This is a genomic window from Mesorhizobium sp. BH1-1-5 (assembly GCF_020165615.1).
In the GTDB taxonomy this organism is placed as follows: domain Bacteria; phylum Pseudomonadota; class Alphaproteobacteria; order Rhizobiales; family Rhizobiaceae; genus Mesorhizobium.
The window spans coordinates 25042-47455 of sequence record NZ_JAIUIM010000023.1; the positions used below are offsets into that span (position 1 = coordinate 25042).

Sequence of the window (22414 nt, forward strand, 5' to 3'; positions counted from 1 at the left end):
CCGCTTCGGCGCGGCCTGGATGTCAGAGCAGAGGGTCGATGATGGCCGACATTTCCTCAATCGACATCGCCCCTTTGTAGGTCTTTCCGTTGATGAAGAAGGTCGGCGTCGAGTCGACCTTGAACTCGTCCGCTCCGCGTTTCTGGACTGCTCTCACATCGTCCAGAAGCTTCTGGTCCGTCAAGCAGGACTCAAAGGACTCCTGTGTAAAACCGGCGAGCTTGGATATCTGCAGCAGCGCTTCCTTGGTGTTGTTGACGCCAACCCAGCTCGGCTGCTGCTTGAACAGCACGTCGACCATGGCGAAGTAGTTGTCCTTGGAGCAGCGCGCCAGCATGAAGCCGGCCTCGGCGCTCGGGTCGAAGGGGAATTCGCGCAGGATGTAGCGCGCCTTGCCGGTGTCGATATATTTGGTCTTCAACTCAGGGAAGGTGGTCATGGCGAAATGCGCGCAATGCGGGCAGGTCATCGACGCATATTCTACGATCGTGACCTTGGCATCATCCTTGCCGAGTTGCTTCTCCGGCAGTGCGCCGGGCTTGAGCAATTCCGCCATGTCGACCGGACCGCTCGACTCCGGGACCTGGACCGCCGCCGGCGTCGCGGCTGGCTTGGCAGGCGTCGACGGATCGGCGGGCTTCACGTCGGCGGCCTTCGCCTCCTCGCCGGAGTCGCTGCATGCGGCAAGCAGCGCCACCGCAGGAACAGCGGCCAGCGTGGTCAGAAGGTTTCTGCGGGACAAGCTATTGCCAAACGGGGCACGGTTCATGCGAATCACCTGATATCGGTTGGATTTTGCAATGCAGAGGCTAGAAAAGGCGAGAGTTGGCGCGAATTAAGGCATCGCGATCCCCAATCCAATCGCGAAACTTGATCATGAGCATCACGAATGCGCGAGATTGGTGACGCACTCATGACGCTTCTTACGACCCTTTGCGCTTCCTTTCACCCATAATTGTGGCGCCAAGCCGCTCCAGCGAAGCGCGCAATCCGTCGTCCTCGATCTTGCCGACCAGATGCGAGAGCTTCGATTTCTCGACCTCGTTCAAAGGCAGCGGCGCCGGCTTCGGTCGCGCCTTTTGCGAAAGTACCGGCTTTTGCAGGATCTTGATGCGGCCGACCGCGTTGAAGCCCAGGAAGGCGTTGACGCGGTTGATGACCTCGCCGGCCTCGTGCTGCAGATGCAGCGCCGCCATGCCTTCGCAGGCGATGATCAGTGTCGCCGGCTCGAACGGGTCGTCCTCGTGCAGGCGGCGCGGCCACTGGATCTTCTCCGGCCGTGAATGGCTGGCGAGGCGCGGTCCGGCGATTTCCTCCCAGGACTGCACCAGCCCGATCGAGATGCCGGCGCGCTTCTTCAGCACCGGATCGAGGATCGCGGTCGCGAGATCGCTCACCGGAACGGGATTGCCGAAGGCCCTTTTCCCTGCCATGTGCGTTCTCCAGTCTCCCAGCTCATCCGATCCCCCAACTCTTCCGATCAATGGCACCGCTCGATCAGACCCGCAAGGCATCACAGAAGGCCGCAGCCGACGATACGGACATCGCATCCCGGCTGCTCGCCTGGTACGACGCGCATCACCGCGACCTGCCCTGGCGCGTGACACCCGTCGCGTTCGCGCGCGGCGTGAGGGCCGATCCCTATCGCGTCTGGATGTCCGAGGTGATGCTGCAGCAGACCACGGTCGAGGCGGTGAAAGCCTATTTCCGCAATTTCGTCGAGAAATGGCCGACGATCGAGGCGCTGGCGGCGGCACCGACCGAGGACGTGATGAAGGCCTGGGCCGGGCTCGGCTATTATTCCCGGGCGCGCAACCTGAAGGCCTGCGCCGACCTCGTGGCGCTGAGCGGTGGCCGCTTTCCCGATACCGAGGCGGGCCTGCGCGAACTGCCGGGAATCGGCGCCTACACGGCGGCCGCGATCGCGGCGATCGCCTTCGACCGGCCGGCGGCGGTGGTCGACGGCAATGTCGAGCGGGTCGTGACCCGGCTTCATTCGATCGAAACGCCGCTCAGCGAAGCCAAGCCGCAAATTCGCGCGCTGGTCGAGAAACTGGTGCCGCGGGCGCGGCCCGGCGATTTCGCCCAGGCGATGATGGATCTCGGCGCGACGATCTGCACGCCGAAGCGGCCGCGCTGCATGCTTTGCCCCCTGCGCGCGGATTGCAGCGCCATCCTCACCGGCGATCCGGAACGTTTCCCGGTCCGCCTGCCGAAGGACGACAAGCCGCTGCGCAAGGGCGCCGCCTTCGTCGCCGAGCGCGATGACGGCGCCATCCTGCTGCGCAAGCGACCCGAAAAGGGCTTGCTCGGCGGCATGACCGAAGTGCCGACCACGGGCTGGACGGCACGGGTCGACGGCGCCACGACGGCCGACGCCGCGCCATTCCCGGCCAACTGGCGGCGTGCCGGGCAGATCGGCCATGTCTTCACCCATTTCGCGCTCGAACTCGAAGTCTTCCATGCCCAAATCAAGGGCGATGCGCCGGACGGGCATTTCTGGTCGCTGGCCCACGAGATTTCCGGGGAAGCGCTGCCCACTGTCATGAAAAAGGCGATCGAAGGGGCGATACCGGGCGCGACGAAAAAGCCGTCGCCGCACAGTGCAAAGAAGGCCTGCATGACCGAAATCCGCCATATCGTGTTCGACATCGGCAGGGTGCTGATCCATTACGACCCGGACCTCGCATTCAGCCGCCTGATCCCCGACGCCGAAGAGCGCAAATGGTTCTTCGACAATGTCTGCACCAGCGCCTGGAACATCGAGCAGGACCGCGGCCGGACCTGGGAAGAAGCGGAAGCTGAGCTGATCGCCGAGCATCCCGGCCACGCGGAAAACATCCGCAATTTCCGCCGCCATTGGCACGAGATGGTGCCGCATGCCTATGACGACAGTGTCGTCATCATGAAGAACCTCATAGCCAACGGCTATGACGTGACCATGCTGACCAACTTCGCCTCCGACACGTTTGCCGAGGCGCGCGAGCGCTTCGACTTCCTGAACAGCCCACGCGGCGTGACCGTTTCGGGCGACATCCGCCAGATCAAGCCGGATCGGGCCATCTACGACCATCACGTCGCGTCTTTCGGCCTGGAACCCGCCGCTACGCTGTTCATCGACGACAGCCAGAAGAATGTCGACGGCGCCAAGGCCGCCGGCTGGCAGGCGGTGCTGTTCACCGACGCCAGGACGCTTAAAGCGGACCTTGAACGGCTCGGGATTGCGGCTTGAACTGAATCGCTTGCGGCGATCCGTTGAAGTCTTGATTCAAGAGCGGGTGGCTGCTCAGGCCCCTGCCCGCTCCATGCCGAGCCGGGCGATGCGGCGCAATTCGTCGATCGGGGTCAACCCGCCGCTGCGTTCATAGTGCCAGAAGGTCCAGCCGTTGCAGGCATCCAGACCCTGCACCTCGGCGCCGATCTTGTGGATCGAGCCGGCGCTGTCGCCGATCGCCAGCGTGCCGTCGGCGCGCACCTTGGCAGCCCAACGCTTCTTGGCGTCATAGAGCGTGGCGCCGGGCGTCACCAGACCGTTGTCGATCAGGCTGATGAAGGCGACGCGCGGTTCGGCGCGCTTGCCGGAAAGCACGGTCAGATCGGCATTTTCCAGCGGACGAACCGCGGCGATACGCTCGTTGGCGGCATCGATGTAGGCCTGCTCGCGCTCGATGCCGACGAAATGGCGGCCGAGACGCTTGGCGACAGCACCCGTGGTGCCGGAGCCGAAGAAGGGGTCGAGCACGACATCGCCCGGCTTGGTCGAGGCCATCATGATGCGGGCCAGCAAGGCTTCCGGCTTCTGCGTCGGATGCACCTTGTTGCCGTTCTCGTCCTTCAGCCGCTCGCCGCCGGTGCAGATCGGGAACAGCCAGTCGGAGCGCATCTGCAGATCGTCGTTCGAGGCCTTCAGCGCTTCGTAGTTGAAGGTGTAGCCCTTGGCCTTCTGGTCGCGCGAGGCCCAGATCATCGTCTCATGCGCGTTCTGGAAGCGGCGGCCGCGGAAATTCGGCATCGGGTTGGTCTTGCGCCAGACGATGTCGTTGAGGATCCAGAAGCCGAGATCCTGCATGCGGGCGCCGACGCGGAAGATGTTGTGGTAGGAGCCGATGACCCAGATGGTGCCGCTAGGCTTCAGCACGCGGCGCGCCGCGAGCAGCCAGGCGCGGGTGAAGGCGTCATAGGCCTCGAAACTCTCGAACTGGTCCCAGTCGTCGTCGACCGCGTCGACCTTGGACTGGTCCGGCCGGTGCAGGTCGCCGTCGAGCTGCAGATTGTAGGGCGGGTCGGCGAAGATGACGTCGATCGACTTTTCCGGCAGCCGGTCGAGGGCGGCGACGCAATCGCCCTTCAGGATCGTGTCCAGCCATTCGGACTGCTGGGGAGCATGGGAAAGCTCGTCGATAAGACGCACGGCAGACATCAAAACACCCAAAGGAACGCGTTACGGTTTACTGGCTGTTATGGTTACCGATCAGCGTAAACATTCGGTGAAGGCTCGCCGCATCACCTTTGGCGGTTTGCGAAGGCTGGCCCATTGGTGTATGCCGCGCCCGCCTAGAGCTAAATTCAGATTTGAGGTCATGTCGACCTGAAATCTGAATTTAGCTCCAGATCAAAGAAGTAGAGCATGATGTCGTCCGAAAACCGCTCCACACTTTTCGGCATCACGCTCTAAGCCATTCAGGCCTCCCCCAAACGCTTTCGGATAGCCATGCCCCAGCCAGACCTTGTCATTTTCGATTGCGACGGCGTGCTCGTCGATTCCGAAATCATCGCCGCCCGCATCGAGGCGGAGCTTTTGACGTCGGCTGGGTTCGAGATTTCGGCTGAGGAGCTTAGTGAAACCTATGCCGGCCTGACCTTCAAAGACATCATGCTGCGGGTCGAGGAGAAATCGCAGATCCCGTTCCAGGCCTCGCTGATCGACCGCGCCGAGGAACTGGTCGACCGCAAGCTGCGCGCGGACGTGCGCATCATCGACGGTGCCCGCGAGGCGGTCGTCGCCGTCTCCGCGCCACGCGCCGTCTGCTCGAACTCCAGCACGGAGCGGGTCGAATTCATGCTGGAGAAGGTGCGGCTGCTGCCGTTCTTCGCCGGCCGCATCTTTTCGGGGCTGGATATCCCGAGCAAGAAGCCCAAACCGGCGCCGGACGTGTTCCTCTACGCCACCGAAAAGCTCGGCGCCAACCCGAAGAACACCTTCGTCATCGAGGATTCCGTGCATGGCATTGCCGGCGCCAGGGCGGCCGGCATGCGCGTCATCGGCTTCACCGGCGCAGGGCACAGCTATCCCGGCCATGCCGATGCGCTGACCGAGGCCGGCGCCGAAACGGTCATCCGGCGCTGGGCGGAGCTCAACAGCACGATCGCCGCGCTGTCGGAATGGTCGGAAGACGCTTAGACCAGAAGGTCGAGGACGACGCCTACGCGCGGGTCGTCAGCGTCGACAGTTGGTCGGTGTCGTAGCGATTTCGCAGATCGGCGAGCGCTTTCGAATCCGGCGCACCCTGCGCCGCCAGTTCGGCGAGTTCTTCGAAATAATGCTCGTGACCGGGCGGAGAGACGGTCATCAGCACGCGCGCCGGCTTCTTGCTGACATTGGTGATGTTGTGCGGCACTCCCGGCGGGATGAACAGGAAGGTTCCCGGCGTTGCCCGGATCGCCCGGTCGCCGACATGCCATTCACACTCGCCCTCGAGCAGATAGAAGGTCTCCTCCTGCACCCGGTGAACATGCCGCCCGGTGGCGAACTCTGGCGGGATCGTCCAGTCGAACATGCTCGTATGCCTGGTATTTTCGTCGGTGACGAGGAAAGCCATGGGGTGGCCACGCAGCATGACGCCTTTCTTCTCGTCGGGCATGCGGATGACGGCATCGGCGCTCATATGATCCTCCTCTGACAGGGCGCTTGTATCTGGCAAGCATTCACGCAACATCGACCGCTCACGCCGGAAAGTCGTGAATCCGTTGCCAAAAATTTGCTAAAAGACTCCAATGACCGTCAGGGGCGACCTCTACCAGTTCGGCCCGTTCCGCCTCGATCCTGAGGTGGGCATTCTCTTTTACGAGGCCGAGCCGACGATGCTCGGGCAGCGCGCCGTCGCGTTGCTGCGTCTGCTGATCCAGAACGGGGGCCAACCCGTGTCCAAGGACGCGCTGATCGACGCCGGCTGGGGCGGATCGGCGGTTGCCGATAACAATCTGACGGTTCAGATCGCAGCCTTGCGCCGGACACTGGCCGATGCGGCGAATGCCGCGAACTGGATCGAAACATTGCCGCGCCGCGGCTATCGCTATGTCGGACCGGCCGTCGCCGCCAATGCTCCCAATATCTCGGCCGCCACCCGCGCTGCGTCGGCGCCGAGCTTGCCTGAGAAGCCCTCCGTCGCGGTCCTGCCATTTTCGAATTTGAGCGGCGATCCACAGCAGGAGTATTTTGCCGATGGGATGGTGGACGACATCATCACAGGTCTGGCGCGCATCAAATGGCTGTTCGTCATCGCGCGAAATTCGACCTTCTCGTACAAGGGTCGCGCCGTCGACGTGAAGCAGGTCGGTCGCGAGCTTGGCGTTCGCTATGTGCTCGAAGGCAGTGTGCGCAAGGCCGGCGGAAGCGTGCGGGTCACCGCGCAGATGATCGACGCTTCGACCGGCGCGCATGTCTGGGCCGAGCGCTACGATCGCAGCTCCGACGACATTTTCGCGATTCAGGACGAGATCGCGCTGGCAGCAGTGGGCGCGATTGCGCCAAGCGTGCGGAAGGCCGAAATCGAACGTGTCAGGCGCAAGCGCCCCGATAGTCTCGATGCCTACGATCTCGTGCTGCAGGCCCAGCCTGATGTCGATTCAGGCATGCCGGAACAGGTCACCAGGGCGCTGGCGCTTCTCGACCGTGCGATCGCACTCGAACCAGCCTATGCGCTGGCGCATGGCAACGCCGCGATGTGCCACCATTGCCTGTTCCTTCGCGCCGGCCTGCAGGAGATCAACCGTGCGTCTTCGATCCGCCACGCGCGGTCGGCCATCGTCCATGGACAAGACGATGCGCTCGCCCTGACATGGGCGGGCTTTTCCATCGGAATGGATGCGCATGATCGCGCCGCCGCATTCGCGGCATTGGAAGCAGCGCTCGCCATCAGCCCATCATCGGCTCTGACCTACATCCTTGGCAGCGTCGTTCTCGGATGGAACGGCGAAGCGGAGCGCGCGATAGAGTGGAGCGAGCATGGCATGCGGCTGAGCCCGTTCGATTCGTGGGCCTGGGCCGCATTTGACGCGCAGGCGATGAGCCATTTGCTGCGCGGCCGTTACGACGAGGCTTGCCGTGCTGCCTACAAGTCCGTCCAAGCCAATCCGGCGCACAGCATCACCTATGTGCAATTGGCCGCGGCGCTGGCCAAGCTTGGCCGATTGGACGAAGCGAAGGCGGCAGCCGCTCGCGTGATCGAGCTCCAGCCTGCCTTTCGCTACAGCCGCCAGTTTGCAGGCGTGAATTGCGCGCCCGCGCTCGCCGAGGTCCTTGGCAGCGCGCTACGGGCAGCCGGATTGCCGGAGTAACCGGCCGCCAGGCCACGATCAGCCGTCGATGAGCGCAGATATTAATTCGTCGCCGGAGCGCGCTTCTTCCTCTTGCCTTTCGACTTGTCCGCCGAGGCGACCGGCGTGTTTTCGTCATAGCCGGCATAGGCCTGGTAATCGCGCGCGGTCGGCTCAGGCACCACGACATTGCTGTCCACGAAGACGAACTGGGTGGCGGCCGACGGGTCGGTGACCTGCACCTGGTACTGATGCAACTGCGAATAAAGCACCTCGTCGCCATGCTGGACCGCGATGCGGATCGGCATGGTCACGGTGCCGGGCGCGAACATCGGCCCCGGCACGACCTTGCCGGCGACGGCGATCTTCATCGACATCTGGCCGTTGGCGTGGGTGCAATCGCGCGTCACGTCGGTGACCGAGGCCTGGTAGACGATCTTCGACGGATCGTGAGCGGGATCGATCGGCTGGCCGTTGGGGCCGGTCTGGGCGGCCGCGGCGGCTGCCTCGGCCTCGGCCTGCGCCGCGGGATCAAGCTTCTTTTTCTTCGGCTTTGCCGCTGTGCCCTTGGCATAGGTGTTGAAATAGGCGGTGCCGTCGCGCAGCGTCACTTTCGGGCAATAGGCGCGCAACTGGCTGGCGAGTATCTTGGAATCCTGCGGCGGCGGCGGCGCGGTCGGATCGTTCTTCTTGCCGAAACCGAGATCCAGGATGCCATTGTCGCTCGATTGGCAGCCGGCGGCGGCAAGCATAAAGCCGGTGAGCGCCAGACCCGCGACAAAACGACGGTTGACCGAATAAAACGCCATGAAACTGCACTTCCCTCTCACAAAGCCGGTGACGTATAGCAACCGCGCGGCAAAAATGCGACTGAGCCGGCTCGGAAAATTAACCAAATGCCGTGGATGACGCGACCGGCAGCAATGGGCCTTTGACGATGCAATATGTGAGTACCCGCGGGGATGCCCCCGCGCTTGGATTTTCCGACGCGGTGCTGGCGGGCCTGGCGCGCGACGGCGGGCTTTACGTGCCGCGCGAATGGCCGCAGTTTTCGGCCGCCGATATCCGCGCCATGCGCGGGCTTGCCTATCCCGACCTTGCCATCCGCGTGCTCACGCCCTTCCTCGGCGGCGAGATCGCGGCGCCCGTCTTCGAGCGGCTGGTGCGCGAGGCCTATGCGACTTTCCGGCATGAAGCCGTCTGCCCGCTGGTGCAGACCGGAAAAAACACCTTCATCCTCGAGCTGTTCCACGGCCCGACACTGGCCTTCAAGGACGTGGCGATGCAGTTGCTGGCGCGGCTGATGGACCATGTGCTCGCCGAGCGCGGCAAGCGCGCCACCATCGTCGGCGCCACGTCGGGCGACACCGGTGGCGCCGCGATCGACGCCTTTGCCGGCCGCGACCGCACCGACATCTTCATCTTCTTCCCGCACGGCAAGGTCTCGCCGGTGCAGCAGCGCCAGATGACGACGTCGAGCGCCGCCAACGTCCATGCGCTGTCGGTCGAGGGCAATTTCGACGATTGCCAGGGCCTAGTGAAGGACATGTTCAACGACCACGCTTTCCGCGACCGGGTGTCGTTGTCGGGCGTCAATTCGATCAACTGGGCCCGCATCATGGCCCAGATCGTCTACTATTTCTCTTCCGCCGTGTCGCTCGGCGCGCCGGACCGGCCGGTCTCCTTCACCGTGCCGACCGGCAATTTCGGCGATATTTTCGCCGGCTACGCCGCCAAGCGCATGGGCCTGCCGATCGAACGGCTGATCATCGCCACCAACGACAACGACATCCTGGCGCGCACGCTTGCGAGCGGTGAATACCGCACCAAGGGTGTGTTCGCCACGACCTCGCCGTCGATGGACATCCAGGTGTCGTCGAATTTCGAGCGGCTGCTGTTCGAGGCCGCGGGCCGCGACGCCGAGACGGTCAGGCGCTACATGAACGGGCTGAAGCAGTCGGGCGCCTTCACCATCGAGGCAGGCGAGATCAGGCGCATCCGCGCCGAGTTCGACGCCGGCCGCGCCACCGTCGAAGAGGTCGCCGCCACCATCCGCGCGACGCTCGAGAAAAGCAACTACCTGCTCGATCCGCACACCGCCGCCGCCGTTCATGTCGCGGCCGCCCACGCCTCCGGTCCGGTGCCCCTGGTGGTGCTCGGCACCGCGCATCCGGCGAAATTCCCGGCAGCGGTCGAGGCAGCGAGCGGCATCACCCCTGCCCTGCCCGCATGGCTAGGCGGCTTGATGACAGCCGACGAAAAATACACGATACTTCCATCCGACTTGAAAATGGTGGAAGATTACGTGAGCCGCCACACGCGGGCGGCGCGTTAGGGAGTACTTGCCATATGGGTGTTGAGGTAAGCCGTCTGTCGAACGGCCTGACAGTCGCCACCGAAACCCTTCCAAGCATCGAATCGGTTGCCCTTGGTGCCTGGGTGAAGTCTGGCGCCCGCAACGAGCGCGACGAAGAGCATGGCATGGCCCATCTCCTCGAACACATGGCGTTCAAGGGCACCAAGCGCCGCAGCGCCTTCGAGATCGCCTCGGAAATCGAGAATGTCGGCGGCGAGATCAACGCCGCCACCAGCGTCGAGACGACCTCATACTACGCCAGGGTGCTTTCCGGCGACGTGCCGCTGGCGGTCGATATCCTGGCCGACATCCTGCAGGAATCCGAATTCGATCCCGAGGAGCTGGAGCGCGAGCAGCATGTGATCCTGCAGGAGATCGGCGCCGCGCACGACACGCCCGACGACATCGTCTTCGACCGCTTCACCGAAACCGCCTTCCGCCACCAGACCATCGGCCGCTCGATCCTGGGCACGCCCGAGACGGTCAAATCCTTCACCTCCAAACAGCTGCACGACTTCATCGAGCGGCAATATGCCGCCGAGCGGATGGTGATCGTGGCGGCCGGCGACATCAAGCACGACGCTTTCGTGCGTGAGGTGGAAAACCGGCTCGGCGGCTTCCGCGCCAAGGCCGAGGGCAACATCCCGCAATATGCGCAGTATGTCGGCGGCGATTTCCGCGAGGACCGCGACCTGATGGATGCGCAGATCGTGCTCGGCTTCGAGGGCCGCGCCTACCATGTGCGCGATTTCTATGCCTCGCAGGTGCTGTCGATGATCCTGGGCGGCGGCATGTCGTCGAGGCTGTTCCAGGAAGTGCGCGAGAAGCGTGGCCTCTGCTACTCGGTCTATGCCTTCCACTGGGGTTTTTCCGACACCGGCATTTTCGGCGTGCATGCCGCGACCGGGCAGAGCGATATCGCCAAGCTGGTGCCGGTGATCATCGACGAACTGCAGAAGGCCGGCGAAAGCATCCAGCAGGAAGAGCTCGACCGGGCGCGGGCGCAATACCGCGCGGGCCTCATCATGTCGGCCGAAAGTCCGGCCAGCCGCGCCTCGCAGATTGCCCGGCAGCTGCTTCTGTTCGGACGGCCGATCGCCAAGGAGGAATTGATGGAGCGGCTTTCGGCGCTGACCATCGAACGGCTGACCGACCTCTCCTCGCGGCTGTTCTCGACCAAGCCGACGCTTACCGCGGTTGGCCCCGTGGGCACGCTTGCGCCCTACGAGGCGATTCTCGAATCGCTTGCGGGTCCGCAGACGACGGCCCGCCGGCTCGCCGTCTGAATCTTAGAACACGCGCCGTGTTCGCGCTCCCTTTCTTTCGCCGCGACCTGCCGGCACTGAGAGGCGAAAAGGTCACGCTGCGCGTGCCCCTGACCAACGACTACCGCGAATGGGCGGCGGTGCGCGGCGAAAGCCGCGCCTTCCTCGAACCCTGGGAGCCGCGCTGGCAGCCGGACGAGCTCGACCGCACCGCCTGGCGGCTGCGCATCAGCCGCTACCGCGAGGATTACGCGCAAGGCACGGCCATCGCCTTCTTCATCTTCGAAAAATCGAGCGGCAAGCTTGCCGGCGGCATCACGCTCGGCAACATCCGCCATGGCGTCGCGCAGAGCGGTCATATCGGCTATTGGATCGGTGAACGCTTCGGCGGCCGAGGCCTGATGACCGAGGCGGTCAAGCTGGTGTCGCGCTTCGCCTTCGATACGCTCAGGTTGCACCGGATCGAAGCTGCCTGTATTCCCGAAAACGCCCGGTCGATCCGCGTGCTTGAAAAAGCCGGATTCCGGCGCGAAGGACTTCTGCGATCCTATCTCAGGATCAACGGCCTCTGGCAGGATCACTACCTCTACGCCCGGATCGCGGACGATCCGCCGGGCGATGGAACGAAGGGCTGATTGTGACGAATTTCCCGCGATTAGCGTCGCTGTTCGCCCTCATCATGACGGTCGTCGTCACGCTTTTTTCGGCCATGCCGGCTTTCGCCGTCGAGCCGATCAAGATCGCGCGCGACGACAAGGCGCTGGACCTCTCCGGCGCCGTGGAAATCTACCGGAACCAGGGCGAGAATTTCCAGGTCTCGACGGCGCCCGGCCCCGACGGCATCGTGCGGCGCATCGAGGTGGAAGCCAATGACGCGCGCTCGAGCGGCGACTGGGCCGTGTTCGCGCTCGCCAACACCACCGACCAGCAGCTCGACCGGCTGATCGTCGCCCCGCATTTCCGCCTGGTGAATTCCGGTATCTTCTGGCCTGATCTCGGCTCGACCCGCATCGCCGCGATCACGCCCAGCGAGGGCTTCGCCCTCGACCGCCAGACAAGCCCGGACGCCGACGTGTTCCGGGTGACGCTGAACCCCGGAACGGTGGTGACCTTCATCGCCGAGCTCGCCTCGCCGAAGCTGCCGCAGGTCTATCTCTGGGAGCCGGATTCCTACAAGGACTCGGTCAATTCCTACACGCTGTTCCGCGGCATCGTCATCGGCATTTCGGGCCTCCTGGCGCTGTTCCTGACCATCCTGTTCGTGGTCAAGGGAACCTCGATGTTCCCGGCGACCGCGGCGCTCGCCTGGGCGGTGCTCGCCTATATCTGCGTCGACTTCGGCTTCCTCAACAAGATCATCGAGATATCGCCCGGCAACGAGCAGATATGGCGGGCCGGCACGGAGGTGGCCCTGGCCGGAACCTTCGTGGTGTTCCTGTTCGCCTATCTCAATCTCAACCGTTGGCATGGCCATTTCAGCTATGGAGCGCTGGTCTGGATCCTCGGGCTGCTCTTGATCGCGGGCGTTGCCATCGTCGATCCGGCGGTCGCCGCCGGCATTGCCCGCATCTCGTTCGCCGCCACCGCGCTCACCGGCCTCGGCCTCATCATCTTCCTCGGCATTCGCGGCTATGACCGCGCGATCATGCTGGTGCCAAGCTGGGTGATGGTGCTGTTATGGCTGTGCGGGTCGTGGATGGCGATCACCGGCATGCTGGACAACGACATCGCGCAGCCGGCGCTGGGCGGCGGGCTGATCCTGATCATCCTCCTGATCGGCTTCACCGTCATGCAGCACGCCTTTGCCGGCGGCGCGCTGCACCAGGGGCTGTTCTCCGACCTCGAGCGGCAGGCGCTCGCCGTCGCCGGCTCGGGCGACATCGTCTGGGACTGGGACGTGCTGCGCGACCGCGTCGTCACCAAGCCCGACATCAGCCTGCAGCTCGGCCTTGCGCCCAACAGCCTTGGCGGGGCTGCCCGCAACTGGCTGCCCGTGCTGCATGCCGACGACCGCGATACGTTCCGCACCACGCTCGACGTGGTGCTCGAGCACCGCCGCGGCAAGGTGGCGCAGAACTTCCGCCTGCGCGGCGCCGACGGCCACTATCACTGGTTCTCGCTGCGCGCCCGCCCGGTGATCGGCTCCGACGGCGAAGTGATCCGCTGCGTCGGCACCATGATCGACGTCACCGAGCAGAAGAAATCCGAGGAAAGGCTGCTGCACGACGCCGTGCACGACAATCTGACCGGCCTGCCGAACCGCGAATTGTTCATGAACCGGCTGGAGGCGATCATTTCGATCGCCCGCACCGAGGACAAGGTGCGACCGACGGTCTTCATCATCGACATCGACCGCTTCAAGCAGGTCAATGACGGTCTCGGCATTTCCGCCGGCGACACCATTCTCCTCACGGTCGCGCGCCGGCTGCACCGGCTGTTGAAGCCGAAGGACTCGCTGTCGCGCTTTGCCGGCGACCAGTTCGCGCTGATGCTGCTTTCGGAACAGGACCCTGCCCGCATCGCGGCCATGGCCGACGCCATCAAGCACGCCATCAACAATCCGATCACCTTCGCCAAGCGCGAGATCGTGCTGACCGCCTCGATAGGTCTGATCACGTGGACGACGGCGCAGACCTCGGCCGAGGACATGGTCAAGGACGCCGAGCTTGCCATGCACCAGGCCAAGCGCTTCGGCGGCGACAGGATCGAGCCGTTCCGGCCGGCCTTCCGCACCGTCGGCACCGACCGGCTGCAGTTCGAATCCGATCTTCGCCGCGCCATCGAGCGGCGCGAGTTCACGCTTGCCTACCAGCCGATCGTGCGGCTGGAGGACGGCAGCGTCGCCGGCTTCGAGGCGCTGCTGCGCTGGGACCATCCGCGCCGCGGTATGATCCCGCCGGGGGACTTCATCCCGGTGGCCGAGAATTGCGGGCTGATCGTGCAGCTCGGCCTGTTCGCCATGCAGCAGGCGGCCGAAGACCTGGCTGCCTGGCAAAAGCAGATCGGCGACGCGCCGCTGTCGGTCTCGGTCAATTTGTCGAGCCGCCAGCTCATCCGCCGCGATCTTGTCAGCGACGTCCGCTCGGTCATCGCGCGCGCCAATCTCAAGCCGCGCTGCTTCCGGCTCGAGCTCACCGAATCGTTGGTGATGGACAATCCCGAGCAGACCGCGCATGTGCTGAGCAAGCTGAAACAGCTCGGCATTGGGCTGTCGCTCGACGATTTCGGCACCGGCTATTCCTCGCTCTCCTACCTGACGCGCTTCCCCTTCGACACGATCAAGATCGACAAGAGCTTCGTCGACGACGCCACCCCGAAGCGCGCCGTGCTGCTCAAATCCATGGTCAACATGGCGCATGAGCTTGGGCTTTCGGTCGTCGCGGAAGGCATTTCGGACGAAAGCGACGCGCTGGAGCTGCGCCAGATGGGCTGCGAATATGTCCAGAGCTTCATGTTCGGCGCGCCGATGCCCGGCGACCAGGTGCTGAAGACGTTGAGGGAGCAGTATCCACTGACCAAGGCTTAGAGGCGGTTTGGAAACTCTACTCCTGCGGCCATCTGGCGGCGCTTTCTGCGCTTCCGGTGCTCACGTACCTTAAGTACGCTCCGCTCCGGTTCTCGAAATCACCACCGTATGACTCGCAGGAGCGAATTTCGAAACGGCCTCTGCGTCGGCTCGTTAGGTCAAGCGTGCCCCGCGGCGGCGCTCAAATGGGCGAGGTCGATGCCGATCGAAGCCAGGATGCGGTCGTATTTGCGCTCGATGTCGGTGTCGAAGAGAAGCTCGGGCGTCGCCGGACAGGTGAGCCAGCCATTCTCGGCGATCTCCGTTTCGAGCTGGCCGGCGCCCCAGCCGGAATACCCGAGCGCCATCAGCGCATGGCGCGGGCCGCGGCCGGTGGAGATGGCGCGCAGGATGTCGACGGTCGCGGTCAGGCAGATGTCGTCGGAGACGTTGAGCGAGGATTCCACGCGATAATCGCCCGAGTGCAGCACGAAGCCGCGGCTGCGGTCGACCGGCCCGCCATTGCGCACGACGAAATCGCGCGTATGCGCCGGCAGGCGGATCGCTTCTTGCTCGTTCATGATGCCGAGCTGCACAAGCAGGTCCGGAAACAGCATCTGCTGCGTCTGGTTGATGATCAGCCCCATCGCGCCCTCGTCGCTGTGGGCGCAGATGTAGATGACGGAGCGCGCGAAACGGTCGTCCTTCATGCCAGGCATGGCAATCAGGAACTGGTCGTCGAGGAAGCCGCGTCCGGCGGCCGCCTTCTTGTGGCGCAGCAAGTCCATGGCTTGAGCGTAACGCGTTTCGGCAGCGCCGAAAAGATGGTGCCAGTCCCCGATGTAACGCAAATATGATACCGGGAGAGCGACGAAGTCATTGCGCGGCCAAGAACGGACGGTCAAATCACCGCCATGCGATACATGAAAATACTGGTTCTCGGCGTCGTTTTGGGGTGGGCTGCAAGCCTCCCGGCCGAGGCCTCCTCCTCGGTCTGGTACAACAGTGAGGGCGGCAAGGTTCGGCTGGTGACCACCGGTAAGCCCGACGATGCCGGCAAGGTCCACGGCGTGCTCGACATCGCGTTGAAGCCCGGTTGGAAGACCTATTGGCGCGATCCGGGCGATGCAGGCGTGCCGCCGCAGCTCGACATATCCGGCAGCACCAACATCGCCGACGCCCAATTGTCGTTCCCGCCGCCACGGCGGCATGACGACGGCTACGGCAAATGGGCCGGCTACGATCGTCCGGTGTCGCTGCCAGTGACCTTCACGCTGTCTTCGCCCGGCCAGCCGGCGACCATCGACGCCCATGTCTTCCTCGGCATCTGCGAGACGATTTGCATCCCGGTGCAGACCCAGCTCAGCGTCGATCCCAGCTCCGATCCGGACAACGCGACCGACGCCGCATTGGTGAAAACCGCGCTCGCGACGCTGCCCTCCCCGGCCCGGTCCGATTTCGGCATCAGCGTGCTGCCCGGCGACCACGAGACCCTTGTCGTCCAGGCGCAGTCGCCCGGCGATCCGGAATCCGTCGATTTCTTCATCGCCGGCGAGCGCGACTACATGTTCGGCGCGCCGGTTCGCAGCGAGAAGGACGGCAAGCTCGTCTTCACCGTGCCGATCCTCGACCGGCCCTCGGCAACGCCGACCGATGGCGGGCTCTACTACACGCTGACCAGCGCCGAGGGTTCGGTGGACGGGCTGCTGCCTTTCCCTTGATCCAGCGGTGCTTCTTAGCCGCAATTCCGGACGGAAAACCGCCGCGCACTTTTCCTGGACTTGCTGTGAGAGGTTGCTGGCAGCCGCGCAGTCCGATATCGAAGGCGTCAGTCCTTCCCATCTCCCCCAAACGAGGCTCCCCATGACCATTTCGGTTGGCGAAAAACTGCCCGACGTGACCTTCAAGACGATGACCGCCGATGGTGCGAAGGATATCAAGGGCAACGAGATCTTTGCTGGCAAGAAGGTGGTGCTGTTCGGCGTCCCCGGCGCCTTCACGCCGACCTGCAGCAACAACCATTTGCCGGGTTACTTGGAAAACCATGACGCCATTCTGGCGCGCGGCGTCGACACGATCGCCGTCGTCTCGGTCAACGACGTGCATGTCATGGGTGCTTGGGCGCGCTTCTCCGGCGGCGAAGGCAAGATCCTCTATCTCGCCGATGGCAGCGGCGATTTCGCCAAGGCCGTGGGGCTCGACAACGATCTTTCCGCAGCCGGCATGGGCCTGCGCTCCAAGCGGTTTTCGATGATCGTCGACGACGGCAAGGTCACCGCGCTCAATGTCGAGACAAAGCCTGGCGTCAACGAGAGCGGCGCCGCCAAGATCCTCGAGCAGCTCTGATGCTCGACGTCGTCTGGCGCGCGGTGGCGATCGGCATCGGCGCCACGGTGTTCATGGATATCTGGGCGATCGTCCTCAACAAGGCGATCGGCCAGCCCTTGCCCAATTGGGGCATGGTCGGCCGCTGGGTCCGGCATCTGCCCGAGAAGGTATTCCACGACGATATCGGCAAGGCCGCGCCCTATGCGCATGAAAGGGCGCTGGGCTGGGCCTTCCACTATCTGGTCGGCATCCTCTACGGCGTGATCCTGGTGGTGCTCGCCGGGGCGGGCTGGCTGGCGGCGCCGACCTTCCTGCCTGCCTTCATCCTCGGCATCGTCACCGTCGGAGCCGGCTGGTTCCTGCTGGCGCCGGGCATGGGCGCCGGCTGGGCGGCATCCAAGCTCCCCAATCCGACGAAGGCGCGCGCGCTCAACCTCATGGCGCACACGGTGTTCGCGCTCGGCATGTTCTCGACGGCGCTGCTGATCCGGTGACGATCAAATGTCGTGATGCGGCGCTGGTTCGTCGATCGGCCGCCAGCCGTGGAGGATGCGGCGCGCCTCAATGTCAAAGGCGAAGTAGTTGCCGCCGCCCGCCGGCTGATCCGCGATACGGCTGATTTCCCGTCCACTGAGATGGAGGAGCAACAGCGTGCCGACACCGCCATGGCCGACGAAGGCGATGTCGGATTCACCGGCCGCAAGCACCGCATCGACCTCGCCCATGATGCGTTGCTTGGCGTCTATCGCCCTTTCCCAGCCTCGGATGCTCTCATGCGGCTTGGCGAAGAACTGGTCGGCAACCGCCTCGAATTCCGGCGGCGGCAGGAAGCCCGTTGCCGACCGGTCGTTCTCGTGCATCCGCTCGCGCATCTCGACAACAAGACCGAGATGCTGCGCCAGGATTTCCGCGGTTGCGGTCGCCTTGCGTTCGGCGGACGAGACCACGCGCCTGATCGAGCCGATCCATGGCTGGCCGAGCATCGCGACAGCCCTCGCCCTGCCGATGTCGGACAATCCCCATTGAGGCACGGGAACGCCGGCATCGATGCGCACCTGCGGGTGTGTGATGTAATAGGCTATCGGCACGACATGCTTCTCCGGCCAGAGTGCAGGCGAGCCCGCCGAAATCAATAGCTCTGGGTGGAGCGCCGTGCCCTTGGGGTCACGGGCTGCCTTGCCGCCGCGGCCGGCTTCGGCGCCGCTGCCGGCTTCGGCGTTGCAGGGGCAGCCGAGCCCTTCTTGAACGGCGCCATGCCTTCGCGCGCGAGCCCGTCGGCGCGCTCGTTCTCGGGATGGCCGGCATGGCCCTTGACCCAGTTCCAGGTCACCTTGTGGCGCCGGTTGGCTTCGTCGAGCGCCTGCCAGAGCTCGCCATTCTTCACCGGCTTCTTGTCGGCGGTCTTCCAGCCGTTCTTCTTCCAGCCATGGATCCATTTGGAAATGCCATCCATGACGTATTTGCTGTCGGTGTGCAGCTCGACGGCGCAAGGCTCCTTCAGCGCATTCAGCGCCGATATGGCCGCCAGCAATTCCATGCGGTTGTTAGTCGTCTCGGCCTCGCCGCCGGACAATTCCTTGGTCTTGCCGTTGAAGCGAAGGATGGCGCCCCAGCCGCCGGGCCCAGGATTGCCCGAACAGGCGCCGTCGGTGAAGATTTCAACCTGCTTGGTCATGTCAGCCCGTATTCGGATGGCGATCGGATTGCTCGATGGAATCGCATGCGGCGGATATATTCGGTCGGATCGCGCTTCATCACCAGGCCGCCATCTGGAATGGTCAGCCAGTCATAGAGCCTGGTCAGCATAAAGCGCAGCGCCGAGCCGCGCGCCAGCATCGGCAGCGCGGCCTTCTCGTCGCTCGAAAGCGGCCGCACCGACTGGTAGCCGGCCAGCAGCGCCGCCCCCTTGGTCAGGTTGAAGGAAAAATCCTTCTCGAAGCACCAGGCGTTGAGGCAGGTGGCCACATCGTAGGCGTAGAGGTCGTCGCAGGCGAAATAGAAGTCGATTAGCCCCGACAGTTTTTCGCCGAGGAAGAAGACGTTGTCCGGGAACAGGTCGGCGTGGATGATGCCCTGCGGCAGGCCGGCCGGCCAGTTGCGCTCGAAATCGGCGAAGTCGGCGTCGACCTCGGCCGCCAGGCCCGGCTCGACCTCGTCGGCACGATCGCGCGAGGCGTCCCACAGCTTACGCCAGCCGTCGATCGCCAGCGCGTTCGGCCTTCTCATCAGGAAATCCTGGCCGGCGAGATGAAGGCTGGCGAGCGCCTTGCCGACTTCCGCGCAATGCGCAGCCGTCGGGCGCCTCAGCGACAGGCCTTCGAGGAAGGTGATGATGACGGCTGGACGGCCGGCGAGCGTGCCGATGACGGTGCCGTCATGCGCGGTGACCGGCAGCGGGCAGGAAATGCCCTTCCTGGCGAGATGGCCCATCAGGCCGAGAAAGAACGGCAGGTCGGCCTTGTCGACGCGCTTTTCATAGAGCGTCAGGATGTAGGAGCCGGTCGAGGCGTGGACCAGGAAATTGGAATTCTCGGTGCCTTCGGCGATGCCCTTGTAGGAGAGCAGCTCGCCAACCGGATAGGCTTTCAGGAACGCACTGAGTTCGTTCTCGTTGACATCGGTGTAGACGGCCATCCGGTTTCACGCCGCTCCATTGACGAAGGCCATGTCGGCCGCCGTCAGTTCGACATCGCGCAACACCCGCATTACCGGAAAGTCCTCCGTTTCCGTGGCCGTGATGGCCAGATCGATGGTGACGTCGAAGCGCTGCCGGAACGCGTCGATGATCTCGTCGACGATGATTTCCGGCGCCGAGGCGCCGGCCGACAGGCCGAGCGTCCTGATCCCGGCGATCTCATCCCACGGAATTTCGGCGGCGCGCTGCACGAGAAGCGACATCGTGGCGCCCGCACGCTCCGCCACTTCGACAAGGCGACGCGAGTTGGACGAATTGGGAGCGCCGACGATGAGGAAAAGATCGGCGCCCGCCGCCGTCTCCTTCACCGCTTCCTGGCGGTTGGTGGTGGCGTAGCAGATCGATTCGGCCGCGGCCGCGTGCAGTTCGGGAAAGCGCTCCTGGAGGGCCCGGATGATGCCGGCTGTGTCCTCGACCGACAAGGTCGTCTGGGTGACGAAGCCGAGTGCCGAAGCGTCGACCGGCACGAAGCGCGCCGCATCGGCCTCGGTCTCGATCAGCGTCACGGCGCCCTCCGGCAATTGGCCCATCGTGCCGATCACTTCCGGGTGCCCGGCGTGGCCGATCAAAAGCACATGGCGGCCGAGCCGCTGGTGGCGCATCGCCTGCTTGTGCACCTTGGACACGAGCGGGCACGTGGCATCGAGGTAGAAGAGATTGCGCGCCTCGGCGTCCGCCGGCACCGACTTCGGCACGCCATGCGCGGAAAACACAACGGGCGACTGGCGATGCTCGGGCGGGATCTCGGACAGTTCCTCGATGAAGACGGCGCCCAGGCTCTGCAGCCCTTCGACGACGTAGCGGTTGTGCACGATCTCGTGGCGGACATAGACCGGCGCGCCGTATTTCTTCAGCGCCAGCACGACGATCTGGATGGCGCGGTCGACGCCGGCGCAGAAGCCGCGCGGCTGGCAGAGCCTGATCGTCAGCGGGGGCTTTTTCTGGGTCATGAATGCGGCCGGTTTAGTCGGAAAGCTTCAGGCGAAATGAGGTGCGCACCCCTGCCCTGTCAAGAGCGGCGGCGCTCACTGCTCTTTCGCCGGGCGGCGGAGTCTCAGGATCAGCACGGCCGCGAGCGCCGCGGCCAGCCCGTACCAGGTGACGGCATACTGCAAATGGTTGTTCGGCAGGTCGATGATGGTGACGCCGCCGACCGGCAGGCCGCCCGGGTTCGGCGTCTTGTCGGCATCGATGAAGAACGGCACCAGCACAAACCCCGCCGGCAGACCGGCGCTCGCCGCCATGGCATCGCGGTCCTTCCAATAGAAGATGTTCTTGGCGACATCGTTGTCGGGAAGCATCATCGACGGCTTTGCGGGCAGCGGATTGCGGGCGAGCCCGGTCACCGTAACCTTGCCGGCAACCTCGCCCTGCTTGCGCTTGGCCGGATCCTTGAGGTCGTAGGGAACGAAGCCGCGGTTGACGAGCACGAAGCGGCCATTCTCGAGCTGCAGGGGGGTGTAGACGTTGAAGCCGCTGTCACCTTGCCAGGTGGAAAAGAAATGCCGTTCGCCCTGATGCAGGAAAGTGCCGGTCACCGTCACCGGCGTGTAATCGACATCATGGGAAGCGGCGAATTCCTTCTCGACGTCGGCCAGCGGCAACGGTGCGGAATGCGCGCGCTTGTCGACGGTTGCGAGCAGGCCTTCCTTCCAGTGCAGGCGCTGGACCTGCCAGGTGCCGAGCCCGATCAGGACCGCGAACAGGACAAGGCCGAGGCCAAGCACCAACGCCGTGCGGGGCCGTGAACGGCCGCCAACCAAACTGGTCGTCTCGCTCATTCGCTGGAATCCAGCCTGCCCTCGGAGGCCTTCTTCGAATACTGCAAGGTGATCAGCACGCCCTTGATCAGGCGCAGCGCCGTCAGACACAGCACCAGCGCCAGCGGTATCCACACCATAAAGTGCAGCCAGAGCGGCGGATTGAACGTCACCTCCATCCACAATGCGAGGCCGACGACGACGAAGCCGATGATCAGGATGACGAACACGGCCGGTCCGTCGCCCGCATCGGCGAAGGAATAGTCGAGCCCGCAATTGTAGCAGCGCTTGCCGACGGTGAGGAAACCCGAAAACAGCTTGCCTTCGCCGCAGCGCGGACAGCGGCCATGCAGGCCGGCCGAGATCGGATCGATGGGTGGCCAGATCGCCTTATCTTCACTCATCTAATGATCTTCGCTCATTCAATGATCTCGATCGGTGTGCCGTCGGCCACCATTGTCCAGATTTCATCCATATCGGAGTTCGTAACGGCAATACAACCGTCGGTCCAGTCGACCATTTGAAGCAGCCAGCCCAGCCGGCCGAAGCCATCCGGCTGGCCGTGGATCATGATCAAGCCGCCAGGATCGACGCCGCGGGCCTTTGCCTCCGCGGCATCGTCAATGTTGGGATAGGAGATGTGGATCGACTTGTAGGCGACACTGTTGGGATTGCGCCAGTCGAGCACATAGCGGCCTTCCGGCGTTCGCTCGTCGCCCTCGCGATGCTTGTGGCCGACAGGATGGCCGCCCAGCGCGATGCTGTAGCTGCGCAGGATTTTGTCGCCGCCGATCAATTGCAATTGCCGTTGCGATTTCTCGACCCGTACCAGATCGACCTTTTGCGCAGGTAACACATCCGGCTCCTGTACCGGAGACGTCGCGATCAGATACGCGCATACAGCCAAGGGAATTCGCGCCCACATGACCTACCGATGGCCGGCCATTGCGCCGAAAAGAAGAAGGCGGC

At 64.2% G+C, this 22414-nt stretch carries 23 protein-coding genes and 1 pseudogene; 11 read left to right on the forward strand and 13 right to left on the reverse strand.

Going from position 1 to position 22414, the window contains the following annotated elements:
- Window positions 1-22: 22 nt before the first annotated feature.
- Window positions 23-769 carry a DsbA family protein gene (locus LB572_RS25875; RefSeq protein WP_140806754.1) on the reverse strand — a complete coding sequence of 249 codons (747 nt, stop codon included), beginning with the start codon at window positions 767-769 and terminating at the stop codon, window positions 23-25.
- 154 nt (window positions 770-923) lie between these two features.
- The gene (locus tag LB572_RS25880; protein ID WP_224669737.1) at window positions 924-1433 is read right to left on the reverse strand and encodes a DUF721 domain-containing protein; all 510 of its coding nucleotides are present in this window, start codon (window positions 1431-1433) and stop codon (window positions 924-926) included.
- A 50-nt stretch (window positions 1434-1483) separates the two neighbouring features.
- Here LB572_RS25880 and mutY point away from each other — a divergent pair.
- Both mutY and LB572_RS25890 read left to right on the forward strand, forming a co-directional pair.
- Window positions 1484-2602: pseudogene (gene mutY, locus LB572_RS25885) on the forward strand (A/G-specific adenine glycosylase); the annotation flags it as partial.
- A gap of 18 nt (window positions 2603-2620) precedes the next feature.
- Window positions 2621-3232 (forward strand): HAD family hydrolase, encoded by a 612-nt coding sequence (locus LB572_RS25890; protein ID WP_224669781.1) that lies wholly within the window; start codon window positions 2621-2623, stop codon window positions 3230-3232.
- 54 nt (window positions 3233-3286) lie between these two features.
- Here the strand turns inward: LB572_RS25890 and LB572_RS25895 are convergent, their stop codons facing one another.
- On the reverse strand, window positions 3287-4420 hold the full coding sequence (locus LB572_RS25895; protein ID WP_224669738.1) for a site-specific DNA-methyltransferase: 1134 nt from the start codon (window positions 4418-4420) through the stop codon (window positions 3287-3289).
- 291 nt (window positions 4421-4711) lie between these two features.
- Between LB572_RS25895 and LB572_RS25900 the strand changes: the two genes are divergently transcribed.
- Complete coding sequence (locus tag LB572_RS25900; protein WP_224669739.1) at window positions 4712-5401, forward strand: HAD family hydrolase; 690 nt, start codon at window positions 4712-4714, stop codon at window positions 5399-5401.
- A 22-nt stretch (window positions 5402-5423) separates the two neighbouring features.
- Here LB572_RS25900 and LB572_RS25905 read toward each other — a convergent pair whose 3' ends face one another.
- Entirely contained in the window at window positions 5424-5885 is a 462-nt protein-coding gene (locus LB572_RS25905) for a cupin domain-containing protein (protein ID WP_224669740.1), read from the reverse strand.
- Between the two features lie 109 nt (window positions 5886-5994).
- Between LB572_RS25905 and LB572_RS25910 the strand changes: the two genes are divergently transcribed.
- Complete coding sequence (locus tag LB572_RS25910; RefSeq protein WP_224669741.1) at window positions 5995-7557, forward strand: winged helix-turn-helix domain-containing protein; 1563 nt, start codon at window positions 5995-5997, stop codon at window positions 7555-7557.
- A 41-nt stretch (window positions 7558-7598) separates the two neighbouring features.
- On the opposite strand, the gene LB572_RS25915 is transcribed toward LB572_RS25910, so the two are convergent.
- Window positions 7599-8345, reverse strand: coding sequence for a hypothetical protein (locus LB572_RS25915; RefSeq protein ID WP_224669742.1), 747 nt, complete (start codon window positions 8343-8345; stop codon window positions 7599-7601).
- Between the two features lie 128 nt (window positions 8346-8473).
- On the opposite strand from LB572_RS25915, the gene thrC reads away from it, so the two are divergent.
- The 4 genes from thrC to LB572_RS25935 are packed head-to-tail and all read left to right on the forward strand — an operon-like array spanning window position 8474 to window position 14683.
- A complete protein-coding gene (thrC, locus tag LB572_RS25920; protein ID WP_224669743.1) occupies window positions 8474-9871 on the forward strand; it encodes a threonine synthase in 1398 nt (465 codons plus the stop codon).
- 14 nt (window positions 9872-9885) lie between these two features.
- Complete coding sequence (locus tag LB572_RS25925) at window positions 9886-11178, forward strand: M16 family metallopeptidase (protein WP_224669744.1); 1293 nt, start codon at window positions 9886-9888, stop codon at window positions 11176-11178.
- A gap of 17 nt (window positions 11179-11195) precedes the next feature.
- On the forward strand, window positions 11196-11792 hold the full coding sequence (locus LB572_RS25930) for a GNAT family N-acetyltransferase (protein WP_224669745.1): 597 nt from the start codon (window positions 11196-11198) through the stop codon (window positions 11790-11792).
- 2 nt (window positions 11793-11794) lie between these two features.
- Window positions 11795-14683, forward strand: coding sequence for an EAL domain-containing protein (locus tag LB572_RS25935; protein ID WP_224669746.1), 2889 nt, complete (start codon window positions 11795-11797; stop codon window positions 14681-14683).
- 158 nt (window positions 14684-14841) lie between these two features.
- On the opposite strand, the gene LB572_RS25940 is transcribed toward LB572_RS25935, so the two are convergent.
- The gene (locus tag LB572_RS25940) at window positions 14842-15450 is read right to left on the reverse strand and encodes a YqgE/AlgH family protein (RefSeq protein WP_112095931.1); all 609 of its coding nucleotides are present in this window, start codon (window positions 15448-15450) and stop codon (window positions 14842-14844) included.
- A 126-nt stretch (window positions 15451-15576) separates the two neighbouring features.
- Between LB572_RS25940 and LB572_RS25945 the strand changes: the two genes are divergently transcribed.
- From LB572_RS25945 to LB572_RS25955, 3 genes are all read left to right on the forward strand, one after another.
- Window positions 15577-16383, forward strand: a complete 807-nt coding sequence (locus LB572_RS25945) for a protein-disulfide reductase DsbD domain-containing protein (RefSeq protein WP_224669747.1) — start codon at window positions 15577-15579, stop codon at window positions 16381-16383.
- A gap of 142 nt (window positions 16384-16525) precedes the next feature.
- Window positions 16526-17008, forward strand: a complete 483-nt coding sequence (locus LB572_RS25950; RefSeq protein WP_140806740.1) for a peroxiredoxin — start codon at window positions 16526-16528, stop codon at window positions 17006-17008.
- Window positions 17008-17484, forward strand: coding sequence for a DUF2938 domain-containing protein (locus LB572_RS25955; protein ID WP_224669748.1), 477 nt, complete (start codon window positions 17008-17010; stop codon window positions 17482-17484). Before LB572_RS25950 ends, LB572_RS25955 begins: the two co-directional genes overlap by 1 nt.
- A gap of 3 nt (window positions 17485-17487) precedes the next feature.
- Here LB572_RS25955 and LB572_RS25960 read toward each other — a convergent pair whose 3' ends face one another.
- The 7 genes from LB572_RS25960 to LB572_RS25990 all read right to left on the reverse strand — a co-directional run bounded on the left by LB572_RS25960 (window position 17488) and on the right by LB572_RS25990 (window position 22370).
- Window positions 17488-18078, reverse strand: a complete 591-nt coding sequence (locus LB572_RS25960; protein ID WP_224669749.1) for a histidine phosphatase family protein — start codon at window positions 18076-18078, stop codon at window positions 17488-17490.
- Between the two features lie 41 nt (window positions 18079-18119).
- Entirely contained in the window at window positions 18120-18665 is a 546-nt protein-coding gene (gene rnhA, locus LB572_RS25965; RefSeq protein WP_224669750.1) for a ribonuclease HI, read from the reverse strand.
- Window positions 18662-19624 carry a homoserine kinase gene (locus LB572_RS25970; RefSeq protein WP_140806736.1) on the reverse strand — a complete coding sequence of 321 codons (963 nt, stop codon included), beginning with the start codon at window positions 19622-19624 and terminating at the stop codon, window positions 18662-18664. Before LB572_RS25970 ends, rnhA begins: the two co-directional genes overlap by 4 nt.
- Before the next feature lie 6 nt (window positions 19625-19630).
- Window positions 19631-20635 (reverse strand): 4-hydroxy-3-methylbut-2-enyl diphosphate reductase, encoded by a 1005-nt coding sequence (gene ispH / locus LB572_RS25975; RefSeq protein WP_140806735.1) that lies wholly within the window; start codon window positions 20633-20635, stop codon window positions 19631-19633.
- A gap of 75 nt (window positions 20636-20710) precedes the next feature.
- Window positions 20711-21466 carry an SURF1 family protein gene (locus LB572_RS25980; protein ID WP_224669751.1) on the reverse strand — a complete coding sequence of 252 codons (756 nt, stop codon included), beginning with the start codon at window positions 21464-21466 and terminating at the stop codon, window positions 20711-20713.
- Entirely contained in the window at window positions 21463-21849 is a 387-nt protein-coding gene (locus tag LB572_RS25985) for a DUF983 domain-containing protein (RefSeq protein ID WP_140806734.1), read from the reverse strand. The genes LB572_RS25980 and LB572_RS25985 overlap by 4 nt, the downstream gene beginning before the upstream one ends.
- Before the next feature lie 14 nt (window positions 21850-21863).
- Complete coding sequence (locus tag LB572_RS25990; RefSeq protein WP_140806733.1) at window positions 21864-22370, reverse strand: L,D-transpeptidase family protein; 507 nt, start codon at window positions 22368-22370, stop codon at window positions 21864-21866.
- Between the last annotated feature and the right edge of the window lie 44 nt (window positions 22371-22414).

Coding starts and splice junctions, on each gene's coding strand:
- LB572_RS25900 (WP_224669739.1), top strand. CDS start 4,712: ATGCCCCAGCCAGACCTTGTCATTTTCGATTGCGACGGCGTGCTCGTC.
- rnhA (WP_224669750.1), bottom strand. CDS start 18,665: ATGACCAAGCAGGTTGAAATCTTCACCGACGGCGCCTGTTCGGGCAAT.
- LB572_RS25970 (WP_140806736.1), bottom strand. CDS start 19,624: ATGGCCGTCTACACCGATGTCAACGAGAACGAACTCAGTGCGTTCCTG.
- LB572_RS25985 (WP_140806734.1), bottom strand. CDS start 21,849: ATGAGTGAAGATAAGGCGATCTGGCCACCCATCGATCCGATCTCGGCC.
- LB572_RS25880 (WP_224669737.1), bottom strand. CDS start 1,433: ATGGCAGGGAAAAGGGCCTTCGGCAATCCCGTTCCGGTGAGCGATCTC.
- LB572_RS25875 (WP_140806754.1), bottom strand. CDS start 769: ATGAACCGTGCCCCGTTTGGCAATAGCTTGTCCCGCAGAAACCTTCTG.
- LB572_RS25945 (WP_224669747.1), top strand. CDS start 15,577: ATGCGATACATGAAAATACTGGTTCTCGGCGTCGTTTTGGGGTGGGCT.
- LB572_RS25910 (WP_224669741.1), top strand. CDS start 5,995: ATGACCGTCAGGGGCGACCTCTACCAGTTCGGCCCGTTCCGCCTCGAT.
- LB572_RS25925 (WP_224669744.1), top strand. CDS start 9,886: ATGGGTGTTGAGGTAAGCCGTCTGTCGAACGGCCTGACAGTCGCCACC.
- LB572_RS25895 (WP_224669738.1), bottom strand. CDS start 4,420: ATGTCTGCCGTGCGTCTTATCGACGAGCTTTCCCATGCTCCCCAGCAG.
- LB572_RS25955 (WP_224669748.1), top strand. CDS start 17,008: ATGCTCGACGTCGTCTGGCGCGCGGTGGCGATCGGCATCGGCGCCACG.
- LB572_RS25890 (WP_224669781.1), top strand. CDS start 2,621: ATGACCGAAATCCGCCATATCGTGTTCGACATCGGCAGGGTGCTGATC.
- thrC (WP_224669743.1), top strand. CDS start 8,474: ATGCAATATGTGAGTACCCGCGGGGATGCCCCCGCGCTTGGATTTTCC.
- LB572_RS25950 (WP_140806740.1), top strand. CDS start 16,526: ATGACCATTTCGGTTGGCGAAAAACTGCCCGACGTGACCTTCAAGACG.
- LB572_RS25940 (WP_112095931.1), bottom strand. CDS start 15,450: ATGGACTTGCTGCGCCACAAGAAGGCGGCCGCCGGACGCGGCTTCCTC.
- LB572_RS25990 (WP_140806733.1), bottom strand. CDS start 22,370: ATGTGGGCGCGAATTCCCTTGGCTGTATGCGCGTATCTGATCGCGACG.
- ispH (WP_140806735.1), bottom strand. CDS start 20,635: ATGACCCAGAAAAAGCCCCCGCTGACGATCAGGCTCTGCCAGCCGCGC.
- LB572_RS25980 (WP_224669751.1), bottom strand. CDS start 21,466: ATGAGCGAGACGACCAGTTTGGTTGGCGGCCGTTCACGGCCCCGCACG.
- LB572_RS25905 (WP_224669740.1), bottom strand. CDS start 5,885: ATGAGCGCCGATGCCGTCATCCGCATGCCCGACGAGAAGAAAGGCGTC.
- LB572_RS25915 (WP_224669742.1), bottom strand. CDS start 8,345: ATGGCGTTTTATTCGGTCAACCGTCGTTTTGTCGCGGGTCTGGCGCTC.